The organism is Larkinella terrae (assembly GCF_009668025.1).
Taxonomy (GTDB): Bacteria; Bacteroidota; Bacteroidia; order Cytophagales; family Spirosomataceae; genus Larkinella; species Larkinella terrae.
On the sequence record NZ_WJXZ01000013.1, the window covers coordinates 354,349 to 374,282 of the forward strand.

General features: G+C 50.7%; 18 protein-coding genes. 8 read left to right on the forward strand and 10 right to left on the reverse strand.

Annotated elements, in window-relative coordinates; translation table 11 throughout:
• Positions 1-115 precede the first annotated feature (115 nt).
• Positions 116-802 carry an SGNH/GDSL hydrolase family protein gene (locus tag GJJ30_RS21955; RefSeq protein WP_154177330.1) on the forward strand — a complete coding sequence of 229 codons (687 nt, stop codon included), beginning with the start codon at positions 116-118 and terminating at the stop codon, positions 800-802.
• 202 nt (positions 803-1,004) lie between these two features.
• On the opposite strand, the gene nspC is transcribed toward GJJ30_RS21955, so the two are convergent.
• On the reverse strand, positions 1,005-2,138 hold the full coding sequence (gene nspC / locus GJJ30_RS21960) for a carboxynorspermidine decarboxylase (protein ID WP_154177331.1): 1,134 nt from the start codon (positions 2,136-2,138) through the stop codon (positions 1,005-1,007).
• Positions 2,139-2,263: 125 nt separating this feature from the next.
• Positions 2,264-3,085 (reverse strand): energy transducer TonB, encoded by an 822-nt coding sequence (locus GJJ30_RS21965; protein ID WP_154177332.1) that lies wholly within the window; start codon positions 3,083-3,085, stop codon positions 2,264-2,266.
• Between the two features lie 123 nt (positions 3,086-3,208).
• On the opposite strand from GJJ30_RS21965, the gene GJJ30_RS21970 reads away from it, so the two are divergent.
• Positions 3,209-4,612 (forward strand): glucoamylase family protein, encoded by a 1,404-nt coding sequence (locus GJJ30_RS21970; RefSeq protein WP_154177333.1) that lies wholly within the window; start codon positions 3,209-3,211, stop codon positions 4,610-4,612.
• 61 nt (positions 4,613-4,673) lie between these two features.
• Here GJJ30_RS21970 and GJJ30_RS21975 read toward each other — a convergent pair whose 3' ends face one another.
• On the reverse strand, positions 4,674-5,882 hold the full coding sequence (locus GJJ30_RS21975; protein WP_154177334.1) for a saccharopine dehydrogenase family protein: 1,209 nt from the start codon (positions 5,880-5,882) through the stop codon (positions 4,674-4,676).
• Between the two features lie 277 nt (positions 5,883-6,159).
• Between GJJ30_RS21975 and GJJ30_RS21980 the strand changes: the two genes are divergently transcribed.
• Both GJJ30_RS21980 and GJJ30_RS21985 read left to right on the forward strand, forming a co-directional pair.
• Positions 6,160-6,591: a WapI family immunity protein gene (locus GJJ30_RS21980; RefSeq protein ID WP_154177335.1), complete on the forward strand. Its 432-nt coding sequence runs from the start codon at positions 6,160-6,162 to the stop codon at positions 6,589-6,591.
• Positions 6,592-6,767: 176 nt separating this feature from the next.
• The gene (locus GJJ30_RS21985) at positions 6,768-7,367 is read left to right on the forward strand and encodes a TetR/AcrR family transcriptional regulator (protein WP_154177336.1); all 600 of its coding nucleotides are present in this window, start codon (positions 6,768-6,770) and stop codon (positions 7,365-7,367) included.
• Positions 7,368-7,487: 120 nt separating this feature from the next.
• Here GJJ30_RS21985 and GJJ30_RS21990 read toward each other — a convergent pair whose 3' ends face one another.
• On the reverse strand, positions 7,488-8,786 hold the full coding sequence (locus tag GJJ30_RS21990; protein ID WP_154177337.1) for an aminopeptidase P N-terminal domain-containing protein: 1,299 nt from the start codon (positions 8,784-8,786) through the stop codon (positions 7,488-7,490).
• 117 nt (positions 8,787-8,903) lie between these two features.
• Between GJJ30_RS21990 and GJJ30_RS21995 the strand changes: the two genes are divergently transcribed.
• Entirely contained in the window at positions 8,904-10,409 is a 1,506-nt protein-coding gene (locus tag GJJ30_RS21995) for a S8 family serine peptidase (protein WP_229313338.1), read from the forward strand.
• A 15-nt stretch (positions 10,410-10,424) separates the two neighbouring features.
• Here GJJ30_RS21995 and rfaD read toward each other — a convergent pair whose 3' ends face one another.
• Positions 10,425-11,390: an ADP-glyceromanno-heptose 6-epimerase gene (gene rfaD / locus GJJ30_RS22000; RefSeq protein WP_154177339.1), complete on the reverse strand. Its 966-nt coding sequence runs from the start codon at positions 11,388-11,390 to the stop codon at positions 10,425-10,427.
• A gap of 307 nt (positions 11,391-11,697) precedes the next feature.
• Here rfaD and GJJ30_RS22005 point away from each other — a divergent pair, with 307 nt between their 5' ends.
• Complete coding sequence (locus GJJ30_RS22005) at positions 11,698-12,114, forward strand: 6-pyruvoyl trahydropterin synthase family protein (RefSeq protein WP_154177340.1); 417 nt, start codon at positions 11,698-11,700, stop codon at positions 12,112-12,114.
• 3 nt (positions 12,115-12,117) lie between these two features.
• A complete protein-coding gene (gene lpxB, locus GJJ30_RS22010; RefSeq protein ID WP_154177341.1) occupies positions 12,118-13,242 on the forward strand; it encodes a lipid-A-disaccharide synthase in 1,125 nt (374 codons plus the stop codon).
• On the opposite strand, the gene GJJ30_RS22015 is transcribed toward lpxB, so the two are convergent.
• The 5 genes from GJJ30_RS22015 to GJJ30_RS22035 form a co-directional block, all read right to left on the reverse strand.
• Positions 13,235-13,801: a 1-acyl-sn-glycerol-3-phosphate acyltransferase gene (locus tag GJJ30_RS22015; RefSeq protein WP_154177342.1), complete on the reverse strand. Its 567-nt coding sequence runs from the start codon at positions 13,799-13,801 to the stop codon at positions 13,235-13,237. The two genes, lpxB and GJJ30_RS22015, sit on opposite strands and share 8 nt — an antisense overlap.
• A gap of 36 nt (positions 13,802-13,837) precedes the next feature.
• Positions 13,838-14,983: a site-2 protease family protein gene (locus GJJ30_RS22020; protein ID WP_154177343.1), complete on the reverse strand. Its 1,146-nt coding sequence runs from the start codon at positions 14,981-14,983 to the stop codon at positions 13,838-13,840.
• Positions 14,946-15,611, reverse strand: coding sequence for an HAD family hydrolase (locus GJJ30_RS22025; RefSeq protein ID WP_154177344.1), 666 nt, complete (start codon positions 15,609-15,611; stop codon positions 14,946-14,948). The genes GJJ30_RS22020 and GJJ30_RS22025 overlap by 38 nt, the downstream gene beginning before the upstream one ends.
• An 11-nt stretch (positions 15,612-15,622) precedes the next feature.
• Positions 15,623-16,576, reverse strand: coding sequence for an acetyl-CoA carboxylase carboxyltransferase subunit alpha (locus GJJ30_RS22030; RefSeq protein WP_154177345.1), 954 nt, complete (start codon positions 16,574-16,576; stop codon positions 15,623-15,625).
• A 139-nt stretch (positions 16,577-16,715) separates the two neighbouring features.
• Entirely contained in the window at positions 16,716-18,152 is a 1,437-nt protein-coding gene (locus GJJ30_RS22035; protein WP_154177346.1) for an MBL fold metallo-hydrolase RNA specificity domain-containing protein, read from the reverse strand.
• A 364-nt stretch (positions 18,153-18,516) separates the two neighbouring features.
• On the opposite strand from GJJ30_RS22035, the gene dacB reads away from it, so the two are divergent.
• Positions 18,517-19,932: a D-alanyl-D-alanine carboxypeptidase/D-alanyl-D-alanine endopeptidase gene (dacB, locus tag GJJ30_RS22040; RefSeq protein ID WP_229313318.1), complete on the forward strand. Its 1,416-nt coding sequence runs from the start codon at positions 18,517-18,519 to the stop codon at positions 19,930-19,932.
• Positions 19,933-19,934 lie beyond the last annotated feature (2 nt).

The window sequence follows — 19,934 nt, forward strand, 5'->3', positions numbered from 1 at the left end:
TTACTACTCAAATAAACCGTCGCTTATGAATACAATTTTACATTCAGTCAGCCGTTTTTTAAGCGATCCAAAACACAAAACTCACCGTTCCAGACCAACCCTGCTGAAAATACCTATGGCTTTCGCACAAAAATGCCTCTCCACTCTGGGAGTATTTTTAATCACCTTTACTTTTTCCGGTTGTAGCGTAATCGAGGAAGTATTTCCCAAGAAAGAATCCCATTCAAATTTTATTGCTGGCTGGGGTGATAGCCTTACCGAGGGAATTGGCGGAACCCCCTACCTGGTTGAACTGGAGAAACTTACCGGTTATCAAACCTTTAACGGCGGAAAAGCCGGTGAAACCAGCACGCAGGTTGCCAAGCGAATGCTGGCCGACAAAGAGAAATATTCTTATAACACCATCATCTGGGTGGGTCGAAATAATTACCTGGAGCCGGAGAAAATTAAAGCCGATATCGCGTCGATGGTTGCGGCACTGGGCCATAAACGCTACCTGGTTTTAGGGATTATCAACGGTCATTTCGGCGGCACCAACGAGCAGGTCTTTGGCGCCGGGCACGAAGCCATCACCAAACTGAACGGTGAATTATACGAGATTTACCGCGATCATTACATCAATATTCATACGTATCTGCTTTCCCAATACGATCCGTCTCTTTATACGGATATCGTCGACCATACGGATGATGTCATCCCGGGTTCGCTGCGGTCAGACGAATTGCACCTGAATACGAAAGGTTATCAGAAAGTGGCCGAGCGCATCAACCAGAGTTTCAAGGTTCTGACGAATCAGAAATAAGCGGTTTTTAAAACCGGTTGGTATCGCCAGTATCTGGTTTTTCCAACCGCTTTTTCGTTTTATCCCCTATAGATTGTTTTTAATTTCCCTTCTTTCGCGTTGCCCCCAACCCCTGAAGGGGGCTCAACCGAGTCGTTCAATCCCTCTTCAGGGGGTTGGGGGCAGACCAAAAATAGGGTCATTCTGAATGTTAGACAATCTCCTAGCTCAGCCGGTCTTTGAAGCTTTCGTAACCGTACGTTTTCACCAGTTGAAAGGTTTCATTTTCCTGCCAGATTCCGATGGAAGGCAGGTTTACACCGTTAAACGTGGTGGTTTTCACCATCGTATAATGAATCATGTCATCGAAAATAACCCGGTCACCGATTTGTAAAGGCTCGTCGAAACTGTAGTCACCCATGAAGTCGCCCGCCAGGCAGGTCATGCCGCCCAGACGGAACGTCGGTTTTCCGGCCACCGGTTCGTGATACGAATTCAGAATGCGCGGTTTATACGGCATTTCGAGCGTATCGGGCATATGGGCGGCAAAGGAAGTGTCGAGTATAGCTACCTTAATTCCCTGGCTATCAACAATATCCAGGACGTTCGAAAGGAGGACGCCCGTCTGCCAGCCAATGGCTGATCCTGGTTCCAGAATAACCTCCACATCATATTTCTGACGGAACGTTTGTAGCAGGCCAATCAGGTGTTCGTGATTGTATCCTTCACGCGTCATCAGGTGTCCCCCACCCATATTCACCCATTTGGCCTGATGGAGCAAATCGGCGAACCGGTTTTCCAGCGCTTCCAGCGTGCGTTCGAGCGTGTACGAATCATTTTCGCAAAGCGTATGAAAATGAATGCCTTCAATGCCTTCCGGCAACGAATCACCGATCAGGTCGCGCGTTATGCCCAGCCGCGAACCCGGTACGCAGGGGTTGTACATGTCCGTGGCCACTTCCGAATACTGGGGATTGACCCGAATCCCGCAGGAAACGCCCGAACCAATCGCCCGGTTTTTAAACCGCTCCCACTGGCTCAGCGAATTGAACGTCAGGTGGCTGCTGCGTTCCAGAACTTCGTCGAATTCATCGTCACGAATCGCCGGAATGTAGGTGTGCGCCTTGATGCCCATGTATTCGTTGACCAGTTTGATCTCGTTCAACGAACTGGCCGTAGCGCCCGACAGGTATTGCTTCACCAGCGGAAACGCGCTGTACATCGAGAAACCCTTGAGTGCCAGAATAATCTGAATACCGGCCCGTTGCTGAACGGAATCGATAAGCGTTAAATTGGCGCGAAGTTTGGCCTCTTCCAAAACAAAACAGGGCGAGGGAATATTGGAATAATCGATCATTTGCGAGTGGAAACCGGTTGAGCGGCTTTATTGAAGCCACAAAAATAGGGAAAACGCCGGTTTTGTGCCGCAAAAAAATGCCCGACGCTGGGCATCGGGCAGGTCTCAGGAGTGGTATAACTCCGTTATTCCAATGCAAAAACCACCGGCAGGTTAAACCGCACCCGAACCGGTTTTCCCGATTGCTTGCCCGGCTGCCAGTTCGGCATTTTTTTCACTACCCGAACGGCTTCTTCATCGCACCCAAAACCGATTCCTTTGAGCACATTGACATCGACAATGCTGCCGTCGGTATTCACCACAAATTGCAGATACACCCGGCCGGAAATGGAAGCCCGGGCTGCCGAAGGTGGGTAGTGGAGGTTTTTTTGGATGAATTCGGCCATTCCCTTCAAACCACCGGGAAACTGGGGATCCTGTTCAACTTTCAGGAATACCTCATCCGGTTTTCGTTCCACATCCAGTGCTTTTTCAACCGGCGCCGGGCCTGCGGTTTCCGTCGGGGCCTCAATCACATCCAGTGCATTCGGGTCGCCTTCCTGCGTTTTGTCGCTCGAAACTTTATCCTCCAGATCCTCTACCGTCGGCACGGTAATGTCATCCGGCGCATCCGTAACCACTTCCGGCGGCAGGTTTCGGATCGTTGGCAACTGAACCGGAATCTCCACTTTGGGCGGAATGACGATCGGTGGCTCTTCCTGTGGTAACGTTTGGATGTTTTCCAGCGTGACTTCGTTCATGAACTGATCCGGGGCTTCGTCCGGCTTGAAACGATTGTAGAGCGTCGGCGTTGCGAGAGCCGCTCCAAACAGGGCAATTCCTAACCAGAGTGCGCGACTGGCATTCCGGTTATAAATCTGGCGCAAATCGTACGCCCCGTACGATTTGTTGCGGTTTTCAAACACGATGTCGTCGAGTGTGGCGACGTTAAGCTGTTCGGTTGTCATGGCTAAATCGAAGTTAATGACTGATACAAATATATATAGGAAAATTATATATACAAGTTTTAGATTATCTAATTTGTTTTCTTTCCAGTATCTTTCCCCGGTCATACCGTTGATACCTGTGCCATGATTTTCGAAGGTTCGCAAAACCGGGTCTGCTATTCCCCAGCCAGTTTCGTATTTCTCCGCATTTGCCTGCTCCTGACTATTTTTCTTGCTCATGCTTCTCCCGAGGCCGAAGCCCAGCCCAGAGGAGTTGCCAATTCAAAGCGGTTTCTGGATTCCCTGCAGCGCGATACGTTCCGCTATTTCTGGGACTTGGGCGATAATCCGAACGGTTTAATTCCCGACCGCCATCCAACGCCATCGTTTGCGAGTATTGCCGCTACCGGTTTTGGCCTGACGGCTTACGTGCTGGGCGTTGAACGGGGGTATGTCAGTCGACCGGAAGCCGCCGAACGCACCCTCCGAACCTTGCGGTTTTTCAATTATGCGCCCCAGTTGGCAGACGCAAAAAATGCTACGGGCTACCGCGGTTTTTTCTACCATTTTCTGGATATGAAAACCGGATTGCGATTCAAACAGGTCGAATTGTCAACGATTGATACGGCTTTATTGCTGGCCGGAATGCTGAGCAGTCAAACGTATTTCAACAATAATTCCGGGGTAGAAAAAGAAATCCGGATGCTCGTCGACCGCATTTTCCGCCGGGTCGACTGGAAATGGATGCAGGAACGAAAACCGCTCATCGCAATGGGCTGGCAGCCGGAAAGCGGTTTTATTAAATCCGACTGGAAAGGCTACAATGAAGCCATGCTGCTCTATATTCTGTCGCTGGCTTCGCCAACGTACCCGGTCGAGCCCAATGCCTGGACCGCGTGGACGTCGACGTATGAATGGAAGGAATTCAAAGGGTATTCCCACGTAAACTTCGATCCGCTGTTCGGCCATCAGTATTCGCACATCTGGATCGATTTCCGGAGCATCCGGGACGCGTACATGCGGGAGAAAGGAATCGATTATTTCGAAAACAGTCGCCGAGCAACGCTCGCCAACCGCGCCTATTGCGTTGAAAATCCGGGCGGCTTCCCGGGTTACGGGGCTGATCTTTGGGGCTTGACGGCCAGCGATGGTCCAAAAGATACGCTGATCAACGGGAGGCAATTCTTTTCATACCGGGCACGGGGAGCGGCAGCTACGCAAATTGTCGACGACGGAACTATTGCGCCCACCGCAGCCGGTGGTTCCATTCCGTTTACGCCCGAAGAAAGCCTTCGGGCCCTTCAGGTCATGAAATACCGGTTTGACAAAAAAATCTACGGTTCCTACGGTTTCAAAGACGCCTTCAACCTCTCCTATCCGGGCCATTGGTTCGACCCCGACTACCTGGGAATTGACAGCGGGCCGATTCTGCTGATGGCCGAAAATTATCGTACCAACCTGATCTGGAACCTGATGATGCGCAACCCCACCATCCGCCGGGGCCTCCTGCGCGCCGGTTTCCGGGGAGGATGGTTAAAAGGAGGATGAATGATGAACGATGAATGGTTGCTTTGAAACCCATTCATCGTTCATCATTCATCATTAAAAACTATTCTTCCACGCTCAATGTCTGATTAACCTGATCCTGAACGGGTAAGCCTTGCTGGTTCATTTGCTCGATGAACGGGTCTGGGTCGAGTTCCTCGCAATTCCAGACACCCGGTTTCATCCAGATTCCTTTCAGCATCAGCATGGCACCGATCATGGCAGGTACGCCAGTCGTATAGCTAACTGCCTGACCACGAACCTCTTTGTAGGTTTCGGCATGGTCGCAGTTGTTCCAGATAAAATACGTTTTTTCCTGACCGTCTTTAACGCCCCGAATCTGACAGCCAATGGAAGTTTGGCCGGTATAATTTTCGCCAAGGGTATCGGGGGCGGGTAAAACCGCTTTCAGAAATTCCAGCGGAACAACATCCATGCCCTGAAACTGAATGGGTTTGATGCTGGTCATGCCAACGTTTTCCAGGACCTGCAGGTGGGTGATGTAAGCTTGTCCAAAGGTCATCCAGAACCGCGCGCGTTTCAGCGTCGGGAAGTTTTTCACCAGCGATTCCAGCTCTTCGTGGTACAGCACGTACGACTCTTTCGGGCCGATAGCGGGGTACGAAATGGGCTTGTGAATCGACATGGCCGGAATTTCGACCCATTCGCCGTTTTCCCAGTAACGGCCCGGCTGGGTAATTTCCCGAATATTGATTTCCGGATTGAAATTGGTGGCAAATGCCTTCCCGTGATTCCCCGCGTTGCAGTCGATGATGTCTAGGTAATGCATTTCGTCGAACTGGTGCTTGGCCGCATAGGCAGTAAAGACCTGCGTGGCGCCCGGATCAAAACCGCACCCGAGCAGGGCCATGATTCCGGCTTCTTTAAACCGTTCCTGATAGGCCCACTGCCAGCTGTATTCAAATTTGGCGACGTCTTTCGGCTCATAATTGGCCGTGTCCAGGTAATGAACCCGCGTTTCCAGACAGGCATCCATGATAGGCAAATCCTGGTACGGCAGGGCGACATTGATCACCAGTACGGGTTGGAACTGCTTGATGAGCATGACCATTTCGGCCACAATGTCGGCATCCACCCTAGCGGTTTTGATTGCCACACCGTGCATTTCCTTGATCTCAGCCGCGATTTTATCGCATTTGGAAACCGTCCGGCTGGCCAGCATAATTTCTGTGAAAACATCGGCATTCATCGCACACTTGTGAGCGACTACGCTACCGACTCCTCCGGCACCTATAATCAGCACTTTAGCCATTATTCGTCGTAGATCAGTTTATAGTTTAAAAAATGCTGTCACCATACAGTTGCCAACCTTCCCCGTTTGGAATGATAGTGATAAGAATGACAAAAACAGATACAAATTCGCGCAAAGATAGACAGACCAACCGCGTCGCCGACAGAAAATTCAGAAAAAGATTCAGCCGGTTCATTTAAAAAGATTCCGGTTTTTCATTTGGACCAGAATGCCCGGTATAGTATATTTGGTTTATAGGCAAATGTCTATTTGTTACAACAAAGCCCTCCCCAACGCTATGAAACTTAAAAGCTCTACCGGTTCTTTTGAACTACTGATAAAAGGATACGGTGTAAAAGGCACCAACTGGCGGGAACGCAACAGCTTGCTGTGTGAAGTCTCGACGGAATGGCAGAAAGAATTCTACAAACAATCGGCGCCCCTCCAGACCTGGGAAATCAAGCGGCTGATCAACGGCCTGAAACTGCTCTGGAACCGCGCCATCAACCACGTTACGGTGACGTTTTCCGAACCCGGCCTGAACGTTGAAGCGTCGTCCCTGCCCAACGAGCATTACCATCTGCAAATTCAACTGGATCGTACCTTAACGCCCTCCTGGCATCCTTACCCGGATTTTCCGTTGCTGCTGGACGTTACCCTGACGCGGTTTCAGCTTCGCGAAGCCATCAAAGATTTAGTGGGTCAACTGGCTCTTTTTCCGGAGCGTTAACTTCCACTATAGATACCGTTTTCTACCATTTTATGATTTTTTGTCTGACAATTTCGGAAAGGGACAGTCCTTTTGGGTTAAATACCCTACCTTTGCATCAATTAGCTTTTACTTTTTAGATTTTACAGGCAAATCAGAAACCGGCGCACACCCGGTTTCGGTTTGAGAATAATTGAATGATAGAAGTTCGGAAGAGGAGTCGTACGCAAACAAAGGCACGCATCCTTCAGGCAGTCGGTGACGTGATTTCTGAACGTGGCGTCAACCGGGTTGGAATCAATGCAGTAGCCGAGAAAGCCGGCGTCAACAAAGTTCTCATTTATCGGTATTTTGGCGGTTGGGAAGGACTACTGGAGCAATTCCTGAAGGAAGGTCATTTCCTGAGCGAATACAACCAGGAATTCCTGAAAAACAATTCGGAGCCTGACCAGATCAGCAAAAGCCAGACCCGGGTCAACTACCTGATCGGATTGCTTCGTGAGCTCAAAGTTCGGACATCGGCCCAGGAAATGCTTAAGTGGGAAATCAGCAATCCCGGTTCCTACCTGAGTCAGCAATTGGTCGGCAAACGGAATGAATCGTTTCGAAAAATCCTTGAAACCTTCTTTTCTGACGAGAAAGAGGATCAGCATGCCCTGACGGCCATACTGGTTTCCGGCATCTCGATGTTGCTTTTAATGGCGCCCGGGCAGCAAAAATTCATGGATATTGATCTGCAATCGGACGAAGGCTGGCAACGAATTGAGCATGCCATCCACCGGTTTTATAATCCGTAACATCCTGTTCGGATCGGGTAAGCCAACCGATGTAAGCCTATACATCGGTTGGTTTGCTTGCTTCTGCATTATCGTTCAAAAAGCCGCTGAGGGGAGCACTAGCCCGACGCTCCGGCACCTTTATTTCCGGTTCATCAGGTCCTCGATTTCTTCCACTTCCACCGGAATGGAATCCATCAGGTCGATGTTGCCGGTTTCGGTAATCAGGATGTTATTTTCCAGCCGAATGCCCAATCCTTCTTCGCGTATATAGATGCCCGGTTCGCAGGTAAAAACCATTCCGGCTTCGAATTTCCGGTATTTATTGCCGACATCGTGAACATCCAGACCCAAGAAGTGGGAAGTTCCGTGCATGAAATATTTCCGGTACAACGGCGCATCCGGGTCCTGTTTTTCCACATCATGGCGGTCCAGCAAACCAAGCCCGATCAATTGCGACTCCATGATGCTCCCCACTTCCTTGTGGTAATCATCCCAGACATTGCCCGGCACCAGCAACTTTTTAGCTTCTTTCATGACGTGCAAAACGGCTTGATACACGGCTTTCTGGCGTTCGGTAAACCGCCCGTTTACCGGCAAACTGCGCGTCAGATCGGCGTTGTAGTTTCCGTATTCGGCCGCTACATCGAGCAAAATCACGTCCCCGTCGCGGCATTGGCGGTTATTCTCAATGTAATGTAGCACGCAGGCATTGGCTCCCGAAGCAATAATGGGCTGGTAGGCGAACCCCCGCGACCGCTGCCGAACGAACTCATGCAACAGCTCCGCTTCGATCTCGTACTCCCAGACGCCCGGTTTGATAAATTTCAATAACCGCCGAAAACCGTCTTCCGTAATCCGAACGGCTTCGCTCAGTAAAGTAACTTCTTCAGGTTGTTTGATGGCCCGGAGGTAATGCATCAACGGCGCAAGTCGTTCGTACTGATGGAGCGGATATTTCTCCCGGAACTGCCGGACGCCCCGGCTCTCCCGCGTTTCCACTTCCGACGAATTCCGCGTGTGTTCGTTGGTATTCAGATAGATACGTTCGGCTTCAAACACCATCTGAATAAAGATTTTCTCAAACTCATGCGTCCAGAAAACCGACTTCCGGGAAATGCCCGAGGTTTGTTCGGCTTCTTCTTTCGTTAATTTATGGCCTTCCCAGATTTCAATCAGCTCACTGGTTTCGCGCAGAAACAGCACTTCCCGAAACTTTTCGTCGGGATGATCGGGAAACAAAACCAGGATGGTTTCTTCCTGATCGACTCCGGAAAGGTAAAAAAGGTCGTTGTTCTGGCGAAAGCTCATGGTACCATCGGCGTTGGTCGGCATGATATCATTGGCGTTCAACACCACGACGGATTTGGGTTTCAATAATTCGGTCAGACGACGGCGGTTTCGGGAGAATAACTCGTTGCTGATGGCTGTGTACTTCATGCGGGGTAAGGTTTCAAATGACTGTATTCGGTAATGTCAATATCCTTTTGTACATTAATGCCTAAAATTGATGCTTTCGTTTCAATGAAAAAAATAGTTACGCTTCTTTTTGGGATAATGGTCTTCGGGACCGGTATTTCAAACGCCCAGTCCAAATACTGGATCACCCTGAAGGACAAGCCTTCTACCGAAAAACCATCCCTTTCTCCGCTAACTATTTCCACCCGCCAGGCGATCGGACTTTCCGTCGACGAGACCGACTTGCCGCTCAATCCGGCTTATTTGCATTCCTTATCTCATCAGGGCGTTCGCCCCATGTTTCAGTCGCGCTGGCTCAATGCGGTTTCGGCCGAACTGACCCCGGAACAGCTGCGGCAGGTGAAGGCTCTGTCTTTCGTTAAAGAAATTGTCCCGATCGACAAACACATCGTCATCAACAGCCTCGATCCTACCATTACCAAAGTGCAAATGGCGCCGGTTATGTCGCAGATTCAGGCGGATGTTTTTGGCCGGGCGGGTTTGACCGCCAAAAATGTTACCATCGGCGTGATCGATGCCGGTTTTTTCGGAGCGGATTCGGCCAGTGCGCTGAAGCAGATTTTTCATCGCAACGGCATTAAAGACGTTCGGGATTACGTAAACACCAACCGCCCCCGCAATTCCTTTTTCGGGTCCCTGGAAACGCTTTCCGATTTTCACGGTACGGAGGTAATGGCCGCCATTTCGGGTCATGATCCCAACGAAAATATTCAGTACGGTCTGGCAACAGATGCCACGTTTTACCTGGCCCGCACCGACCACGGCGCCCGCGAATTCCGGGGGGAAGAAGACAACTGGATTGCCGCTATGGAGTGGATGGACAGCCTGGGCGTCCGCATTATCAACACCTCGCTCGGCTACGCCAAAGGATTTACCAATCCGAAGGAAAATTACCAGCCCGACCAGATGGATGGCCACACCAGCCTGATCAGCAAGGCGGCTCAACTGGCGGCAGACAAGAAAGGAATCCTGGTGATTGTCTCGGCGGGGAATGAAGGCGATGACCGCTCCTGGCGAATTATTTCCACTCCGGCGGATGCGCAGGGGGTCCTGGCCGTTGGCGCGACCAACAACAAAGTCTGGAACCGCATTGGCTATAGCAGCATCGGCCCGGAATTTTTGTCGTATTTAAAGCCGAACGTTGCCTGTTTTTCGTTGTATGGCACTTCCCTTTCGGCACCGGTTATTACCGGTTTTGCAGCCTGCCTGATGCAGGCAAATCCGAAGCTGACGAACAAGGAGCTGATCAGCATTATTGAAAAATCTTCCCACCTCTATCCCTACGGGAACAATTATATCGGCTACGGCGTCCCGCAGGCATCCCGCGCCTTGGCACTCGCCAAAAACCAGAGCCTGCCAGCCTCAGCCCGCTCCATTAAGGTGACCAGCAAAACGTATTCGCTGCCCCTGCCCGACTACACGGACACCTCCGTATCGGTTTTCCACAAAAAAGATGAAACGCACGTGAGCCAGCAGGAGTCCATGCGCGTTCAGAACGGGGCCGTCGTCCTGCGCCGGAGTCACGATGAAAAGCGAACTACCGTTGATTTAAAGAAAGAAGTGGTTGAGATAATCTGGCAATAACGGGCCGTCGGTACGTTAGAGATATTTTCCCGGCGTCAGGTAGTTCTTTACGTAATCTTCAATGCCTTCTTCCAGCGACTTAAAATGTTGGGAATAACCGATTGAGCGGAGTTTGCTCATGGTTGCCTGGGTGTAATACTGGTATTTGTCGCGGATATCTTCGGGCGTATCGACAAACTCGATCTGGGAGGTAATATCCATTGCCCGAAACGTATTGTTCGCCAGATCCAGGAACGTTCGGGCTTTGCCGCTACCGAGGTTGTAAATACCGGAATTCCGGCGGTGGTGCATCAGAAATACGAAGACATCAACCACGTCTTTCACGTAAATAAAATCACGCATCTGTTCGCCATCGGCAAAATTGGGGTTGTGCGACCGGAACAACTTCATCGAGCCTTTCTGCTGGATTTGGCAGAAAGCGTGATAAATCACGGATGCCATCCGACTTTTGTGGTACTCGTTCGGCCCGTATACGTTGAAGAATTTCAGCCCGGCCCAGAAAAAAGGATGGCGCTCCTGCTCCAACACCCAGTTGTCGAATTCATTTTTCGATTCGCCGTAGGGATTCAGCGGTTTTAGCTGCGGAATCAGCGATTCGTTGTCGTCGTAGCCCAGCTCGCCCAGTCCGTAGGTTGCGGCCGACGACGCATAGACCAGCGGGATTTGATACTCAATGCATTTTTGCCAGATCTTCTTGGAATACTCGACATTGAGGTGCTCGAAAATACTGCGATCAAACTCCGTGGTGTCAGTACGGGCGCCAATGTGAAACAGGAACTCGATTTCGTGGTAATTTCCATCCAGCCAATCGAAAAACTCTTCCCGATCGACCCGCTCAAGAATCCGTTTTCCTTCTAAATTCGCCAGCTTGTCCTCCCGCGAAAAATCATCGACGGCAATAATGGCATTGAAATTTTCCTGATTCAACCGCGAAATCAGACAGCTCCCGATAAAGCCTGTTGCGCCCGTAACAATTATCATACTCCGTAGAAATTGAGCAACGATTGTTTTAGGTTAGATTAAAATTCCGTATTCTCTCTATTAAATAGGGTGTAAAGTTAGGATAAATCACCACACCAACCTATCCACGTTTTAATGAATAAATAGAATTATTCCAATATTCACTTTACAAAACGCACCTAACAATCCAAGTGGTTGTTCACCTGAAAGTAAGAGTTGCCAAACGCAATTCGGATTTTTATTAACGCTGGGAAGACTGTAATTTTGCAACTGCAAGTCGGGTGCCCGGTTTGTCGAAAATGATGGATCGCTCCGGCGATGGTGACTAATGGTATATATTAGCAGAAAAGAACATTTTAATGCGGCCCACCGGTTATTTAACCCGGCCTGGTCGGACGAAAAAAATAAGGAGGTTTTTGGCCCCTGCGCCAACATAAACGGGCATGGCCATAATTTTGAGCTAATTGTAACCGTCAAAGGAGAACCCAATCCCGACACCGGTTTTGTCATTGATCTGAAAGTGCTGGCCGATCTGGTGAAAGAACACATTATCGATAAAGTCGATCACAAGAACCTGAACCTGGATGTCGATTTCATGCAGGGAAAAATGGCTAGTTGTGAAATTTTTATTGTCGAAATCTGGAAAATTCTGGATCGGGCGCTGGCGCAGATTACCGAGGCCCGGCTTCACCGAATCCGGTTATACGAAACCCCGAAAAATTACGTGGATTATTACGGGGAATAACCTATGAACTACTACCTGATTGCCGGGGAGCGTTCTGGTGACCTGCACGGCGGAAACCTGATCAAAGCCATCCGACAGCACGATCCGAAGGCCCGTTTTCGGGCCTGGGGCGGTGAACAAATGGAGGAAGCCGGTGCCGTTCTGGTGCGCCATTACCGCTCGATGGCTTTCATGGGTTTCCTGGAAGTCGTGCAGAATTTGGGAACGATTCGCAAAAATCTGCGGGACTGCCAGGAAGATTTGCTCAAAACCCGCCCGGATGTTTTGATTCTGATCGATTATGCCGGTTTTAATCTGCGCATGGCCCGGTTTGCTAACAAGCATGGTATTCGGGTGTTCTATTACATCTCGCCCAAAGTCTGGGCCTGGAATCAGAAACGAGCGCTGAAAATCAAGGCGGTTGTCGACCAGTTGTTTGTCATCTTTCCGTTCGAAGTCGATTTCTTCAAAAAATACGACTATCGGGTCGATTTCGTCGGGAATCCGCTGATGGACGCAATTGGCGGTTTTCAGCCTGATCCCGATTTTCGGAAAAAGAATGCCTTAAGCGATAAACCGGTTATTGCGCTGCTGCCCGGCAGCCGGCATCAGGAAGTTTCCATGATGCTGCCCATGATGATGGCTGTCATTCCGCACTTTCCCAACCACCAGTTTGTCGTTTCCGGCGTCAGCAACCTGCCCCAAGCCTTGTATCAGGAAATGATGCAGCGATTTCCGACTACCCCGATTGTGGTCGATGATGCGTACAACCTGTTGTCGATTGCCGATGCCGCTCTGGTAACTTCAGGTACCGCAACGCTGGAAACCGCCCTGCTGAATGTGCCGGAAGTAGTTTGTTACAAAATGTCGTGGGTGTCGTACCAGGTCGCCAGCCGGTTGGTTGCCGTCCCTTTTATCTCGCTGGTCAATCTGATTCTAGAGCGGGAGGCCGTTAAAGAATTGAAACAATACCAGCTGACGATTGAAAACCTGGTTGAGGAATTAACCCGAATTCTTCCCGGCGGATCGGAGTATGAACGGCAATTAGCAGACTATGAAGAGCTACGAAAAAAAGTCGGTGGGCCGGGCGCTTCGGACCGCGCGGGCGAACTGATGGTGAAGTACCTGCGTACGAAAGGTATTAACTGATCTTACCGGTTTTTTCGTACTCCTTCAGCCAGGTTTTATGTTTTCCCTGAATTTTGGTAAAAAACTCAAAAACCGGTCGCATGTCTTTGTCAAAATCGCCGGTCATATACATTGGCTCGCTCAGCACGACGGCTTTTCGGGGGTAATCAACACCGGCCAGAATCAACGGAACATCCGCCTTCAGGGAAATATAATAAAAACCGGTTTTTAGTCGGGGAACATCGCTGCGCGTCCCTTCGGCCGGAATGCAAATGTGCAGGTAATCGTTCTGGATAAAAATATCGACAATGGCATCCACCAGGTTGTTGGCCCGGCTCCGGTCGACGGGCTTACCGCCCAAAATCCGAAAAAACCAACCGGCGTACCAGGTAAACAGCTCTTTTTTAGCCAGATACTGAATCCAGACCCGCGTGGTTGCCCGTGCCCCAACGCCCACCGGGAAGTCCCAGTTCGTATTGTGCGGAGCGAGTACCCAAATTGCTTTCGGCAAATCAGGAACTTCGCCAAGGAGTTTCCAACCCGCGATTTTGTAAAGCCACCTCGCAAATGCGCTAAACATATTCTTCGGAAACAGTCCAGGCTGTTGGCAACAAGGTTAAGAAAAAATAAACGGTTTCGGGCTAAAGCACAGAACAAAAATGAGCAAAGCCAGCCAGCCAAGAATGACCCGACCGGTTCCCAAAGGTTCATCATCCTCCGTATCCGGATGGTAAACACCCAAAAACCGCCCCAGAATCAGGATAAATAGCAGAAAACCGGGATACCCGTTGACCGCCGGAAACAGGAACGAAATCAGAAATTGACCGACTACCACACTCAACGCCAGCAATAAGGCGGTCGTCTGGTTTTCGCTGATGCTTCGAAAACTAAGGAATAATCCCGCGACGTACAGGGCCAATTTCCCCAATTGGTCCCAGAACTTGGCATCGTTCCCGATGATAAAATCGCTTGGTTTGAAAAATCCCAACCCAGCGTAAAACGCAAAACCGATCAGCAGAATTGGCGCAATGGTTCGGAAAGCGCGACGACCAATCAGGCTGTACAAAACGTGGCCCCCGTCGAGTTGCCCGATCGGAATCAGGTTGAGCGACGTAAAAAACAAGGCAAAATAACCCGCCATCAGGTACGGATAATGGACCATTTCGTAAGGATGCGGCAAGCGGGCCGGATCGGCGACGTAGGTTTTAAAGAACCAGAACAACAGGTTGTCGCCCAACTGAATGACGCTTTCGGGCGGCAGATTTTTGTAAACGTGATCGCCAAACGCCAACCCGTACTGCTTGTATTCCGGGTGAATGGTAAAAATGAATTCGGGGGGCGGTAAATGCGTGAATCCATACATCAGCACACCGAGTGCGACCACAAAACCGGCCAGAGGGCCCGCAATACCGATGTCGAAGAACTTTTTACGGCTGTTGATAAAATCCTGAATCCGGATAAAAGCGCCTAGCGTACCGAGCGTTTGCCCCAAACCGAACCAGAGAGGAATGTAATAAGGTAGCGTAACCCGAACGTGGTGGTACCGGGCGACGAAAAAATGCCCAAATTCGTGAACCGTCAGAATGGCCAGAAACGGGATCGAATAATGCAGTCCATCCCAGAATTCGGGCCAGCCAATGCCGTGCTCCAGATCCAGAAAAAACCGGCCATACATCCATTCCGCACCAGCCGCGGTTGTTGAAATCAGGGTAAGTACAAAAAGGCTAGCTTGAATGAGGTATGTCCTCGTTTGTGGATTCATCGCGAAGATAATCAAGAATCGTCAGGGGCGGTTGCACCTGCACAGCGTGTATACCTAACTGAGCCGCTGAATGAATGTTTCGCGGATTATCGTCCAGAAACAGGGTTTCTTCGGCTTTCAGGCCGGAAGTTGCCAGCACATGTTCGTAAATTTCCGGCGACGGCTTGGCCATTTTCACCTCGTACGAATAGTACACCCGTTCAAACAGCTCTTCGAGCGGAGGTTGCCCCAACTCGACCAGAATGTTACGAACTTTTTCAATATGGATCGCGCTGGTGTTGCTTAATAAAAATAACCGATATTGCCCTTTTAACTCCCGAATGCGCTCAACACGCTCGATGGGCAGGCTCAGTAAAACCGTGTTCCAGGCGGTGTCGATCACTTCGTCGGCCCAGCTTTCATTCTTGAGCAGGGTGCGAATATGCTGCCGAAAACCGGCATCATCGATCAACCCGGTTTCGTATTGCAAAATCAGGCCATGTTCCCGCCAGAGCGATTCCACCTCCGTTTCGTTCAGCCCGGAAAGGACCGCAAAATTTCGGATCGGAGCCCGCAGGTCAATCGGAATAATGACGTCGCCAAGGTCAAAAATAATATGCTTAATTCCGGGTTTCAGCACACCTGCCATTGTTTCCAGCGTTATTCAACCACAACCCCCATCGCGCAGAACTTCTCGATCCGCTGATCGATGCGTTCCTCGGGCGTCAACTGGTTTAATTCTTCAATTGTGTCGAGAATGGTTTTTTTGATCCGGCGGGCCATTTCGGCGTGGTCGGTATGCGCACCCCCTTCCGGTTCTTCGATAATCCCGTCCACGAGTTTGTTCTTCTCCATATCGCGGGCCGAGAGTTTCATGGCTTCAGCCGCCTGCTCCTTATAATCCCAGCTGCGCCAGAGAATCGTCGAGCAGTTTTCGGGAGAAATCACGGAGTACCAGGTATTTTCAAGCATCAAAACGCGGTCGCCGATGCCAATGCCCAGCGCCCCGCCCGATGCTCCTTCGCCAATCACGATACAGATCACCGGCACTTCCAGCATGAACATTTCTTTCAGGTTACGCGCAATGGCTTCGCCCTGTCCGCGTTCCTCGGCTTCCAGGCCCGGGTAAGCGCCCGGCGTGTCGATCATCGTCACGATGGGTTTATTGAATTTCTCGGCCAGCTTCATCAGCCGCAGGGCCTTGCGATAGCCTTCCGGATTCGCCATGCCGAAATTGCGCTGCTGGCGCTGCTTGGTATTCCGGCCTTTCTGCTGGCCGATTAGCATGACCGTCTGGCCGTCGATATCCACAAAACCGCCCACCATCGCAGGATCGTCGCGGACGGTACGGTCGCCGTGCAGTTCGACAAACTGCCCGCCCATCAGGGAAATATAGTCAAGCGTGTAGGGCCGGTCGGGATGGCGGGAAAGCTGAACCCGTTGCCAGCGGGTGAGGTTTTCGAAGATTTCACTGCGCAGCTTCTCGATACTGACTTCCAGCGACGCAACCGCTTCCGTAACATCAACGTTACTCGTCTCGGCCAGTTTCTTCATTTCAACCAGTCGTACTTCCAAATCGGCTATGGGTTTCTCGAAGTCCAAATACGTCCTCATTCAAAATTAGTTCTCGGTCGCCAGTTGAAGGTTGTCAGTTACAGGATTTTACCCAAAACAAAGGCAACTGGCAACCCGTGATGGCTTTTTTTTCGAATCGCAAAGTTAGCGGAAATTCCGGTTCAGCAACCTGCAATTATTATAACTCATATTGCTGGCCCCGGGTTGGGATCTCGACATTCGGGAAACCTTCCTCAACCAGCGTTTGCTGAAATGCCGACATGCTGGCCACTTCGCCGTGAACCAGGAAAACTTTTTTCAGCCTTTCCGGCGACTGGTGTTTGACAAACCGCACCAGATCGTCGCGATCTCCGTGTCCGCTAAATACGTCCGTGCGTTCCACTTTTGCCAAAACCGGTTCTTCCTTGTCCTTGATCGAAATGGTGGGCTGTCCGTTCAATAACCGCCAGCCCAGCGTCCCCTCGGCGCAGTAGCCGATGATCAGAATGGTGCAATACGGATTGCTGATGTTGGCCGCTACGTGCTGTTCAACGCGGCCGCCCTGCACCATTCCCGAAGAAGAAATGATGATACAGGGCTGGTTGTAATTCGACACTTCGCGACTGGCTTTCGAGCTTTCCAGGTACTCGAAATTGACAAAATCAAACAGGGATTCGTTTTCTTCGTAATAATTCCGGGCCTCTTTGTTCAGCAAACGCAGGTTTTTCTGGTAGACCTTCGTGCTTTCCAATGCCAGCGGACTATCGGAGAATACTTTAATCGGCGGAAAACCCTGTTCAGTATACAGCCGGTTCAGGGTGTATAACAATGCCTGGGTCCGCCCGACGGAAAACGACGGAATGATCAGCCGCCCCGGAATATCGATGCAGGTGCGCTTGATAACATCCGCCAGCGTAGCTTCCGGTGTTTCCGTATTTATGTGCAGGCGGTTTCCGTAAGTTGATTCACAAACCAGGTAATCGACCGGCGGAATCGGTTCGGGATCGCCCAGAAGCGGATAATTTCGCCGTCCGATATCTCCCGAAAAACAGATGCTCTTTTTCTCGCCGTTTTCGTACACATTGATGACAATGTGGGCGGCACCGAGCAAATGCCCGGCCGGAATAAACGTCACATCGACGTCATCGCCGAGCCGGAATTTCCGGTTGTACTGAATCGGCACCACGTTATCCATCGATTCCCGCACCTGTTTTTCCAGAAACAGATCTTTCTTCAGACCGGCTATCTTTTTCCGGACTTTCTGCTTTTTGCTCTTCCCCATTTCCACCAGCCGACGCTGGTTGAGCGAAGCCGCATCCTGAAGCAGCAGATTGGTTAATGAATACGTTGGGTCCGTACACAAAATCTGGCCTTCGTAGCCTTCCCGGTACAAATTCGGCAGGTTGCCGCTGTGATCAATATGGGCGTGGGTTAGCAGAACGACATTGATGCTGGATGCCTCAAACGGGAAAAAGCCGGCAGGGGAAATTGCAGATTCATCATCCTGGCCGTTCAAGGCGGCTTTCTTATCCATATCGGCCCCGCAATCGATCAGAATTCGGTAGTTATCGTTCGTTTCCAACAGAAACATGCTACCGGTTACCTGACGGGCCGCCCCCCAAAATGTTAACTTCATTCGATTCGTTTAATACCTTTGATTGCCGACTCTCGTTGCCACGCAGTTTCAAAGGAAGCTACAAAAGATTTCTTATTTTCGTAGAACAACAGAAAAGGGCTTAGGATTCTGACCTTATATTTGCAATATTACTTAAATCCGCTTTCATAAACTATCAGTACCCGCACACCGTTTGACTGGATGAACGGATAAACTTACTGCCGTTTTATTGATTCAACTACTACTCCTTCCGCTTTTTTCTACGGTCATGCATCGGCACTTTGTGTTACTCTTACATTATTTTTTTGTAATCATTCCGTTTTGTCGGGCTAATCCAGCCGCCGACTCGGTGGCTTTGCAACGGTTACATGCAACAGTTAACCAATTGCAAACCAGTTCATTCGTCCGAAACGGCACGGTTGCATTGTCCGTTCGTCGGGTGCGCGATGGAGCAACGCTGCTCGATTATAACGCGCAACTGAGTCTGCCCTCGGCTTCTACGCTCAAGCTGGTTACCACGGCCACGGCGCTGGCGGTTTTGGGCGATAATTACACCTTCCGAACAGTCCTGGAACACGACGGAACAATTAAGGACAGCGTGCTGAACGGAAATCTTTATCTGCGGGGTTCCGGCGATCCCTCGCTGGGCAGTAACCGGTTTGCCGAATTCGCCGACGCGCCTACCCTGCTTCGCACCTGGACCGAAATCGTGAAAAGTGCGGGAATTAAACACATTCGGGGCTCGGTGATTGGCGACGCAACGGCCATTCAGTCGCTGCCCGTGCCGGACACCTGGGTTTGGGGCGACATGGGCAATTATTACGGCGCCGGTGCATCCGGCCTGAACTTCAACGAAAATTTGTACCGGGCGGTTTTTAAACCGGCTAAAACCGTGGGAATCCCCGCTGTTCTGCTCCGTACGGAACCCGCAGCTCCGTTTCTGAAATTACAAAATAACGTCAAAACCGGTCCGGTCGGGTCCGGCGATGAAGTAATCATTTACAATGCCCCGTTTACACCCCTGGTTTTTCTGGAAGGCACCGTTCCGGCGGGCGTCGCGGAATTTGGGGTGAAAGGATCACTGCCAGACCCAGCTTATTACACGGCTTTTGCCTTACAGGAGCAGCTAACGAAAACCGGTGTGGTAATTACTAACCAACCCCTGGCGATCGGCCCCGGAAGGGTTTTAGAACCAACCGGTTCCTCAACTCCCGCGATTGTTCCGGAAGCCAAGCGAACGCAACTACACCTGCACACCTCGGTGCCGCTTGCCGAACTGGCCCGGCTGACGAATCACCAAAGCATCAATCTGTACGCCGAATCCATGCTGATCGTGACGGGAAATGCGCTGGCGAAAGCGCCGGTAACTACCGAAAAAGCCGTTCAGCAACTGACCCGGTTCTGGCAGAGCAAGGGCATCGATCTGAGCGGTTTCCGACCCAAAGATGGCAGTGGACTTTCAACGGTTGGTGCGCTGACGGCGGCTAATTTGACCGGTATTTTATCCGCCATGACGAAAGAAAAAAGTTTCCTTCCGTTCTACGACAGCATTCCGGTGGTCGGCGAATCCGGAACTGTCAAAAATCTGGCGCGTGGCACCTCCGCCGTCGGGAATATCCGGGCCAAGAGCGGCACCATTGAAGGAGTTCGGGCGTACGCCGGTTATGCCACCTCAGCCGATGGCGAACTGATGAGTTTTACGATTTTGGTCAACAAATACCAGCCGGGTTCACTGAAAGGCGTGATGGGTTTACTGGAGCAGATCATGGCGCAACTGACAACCTTAACAATCAATGAATAAAA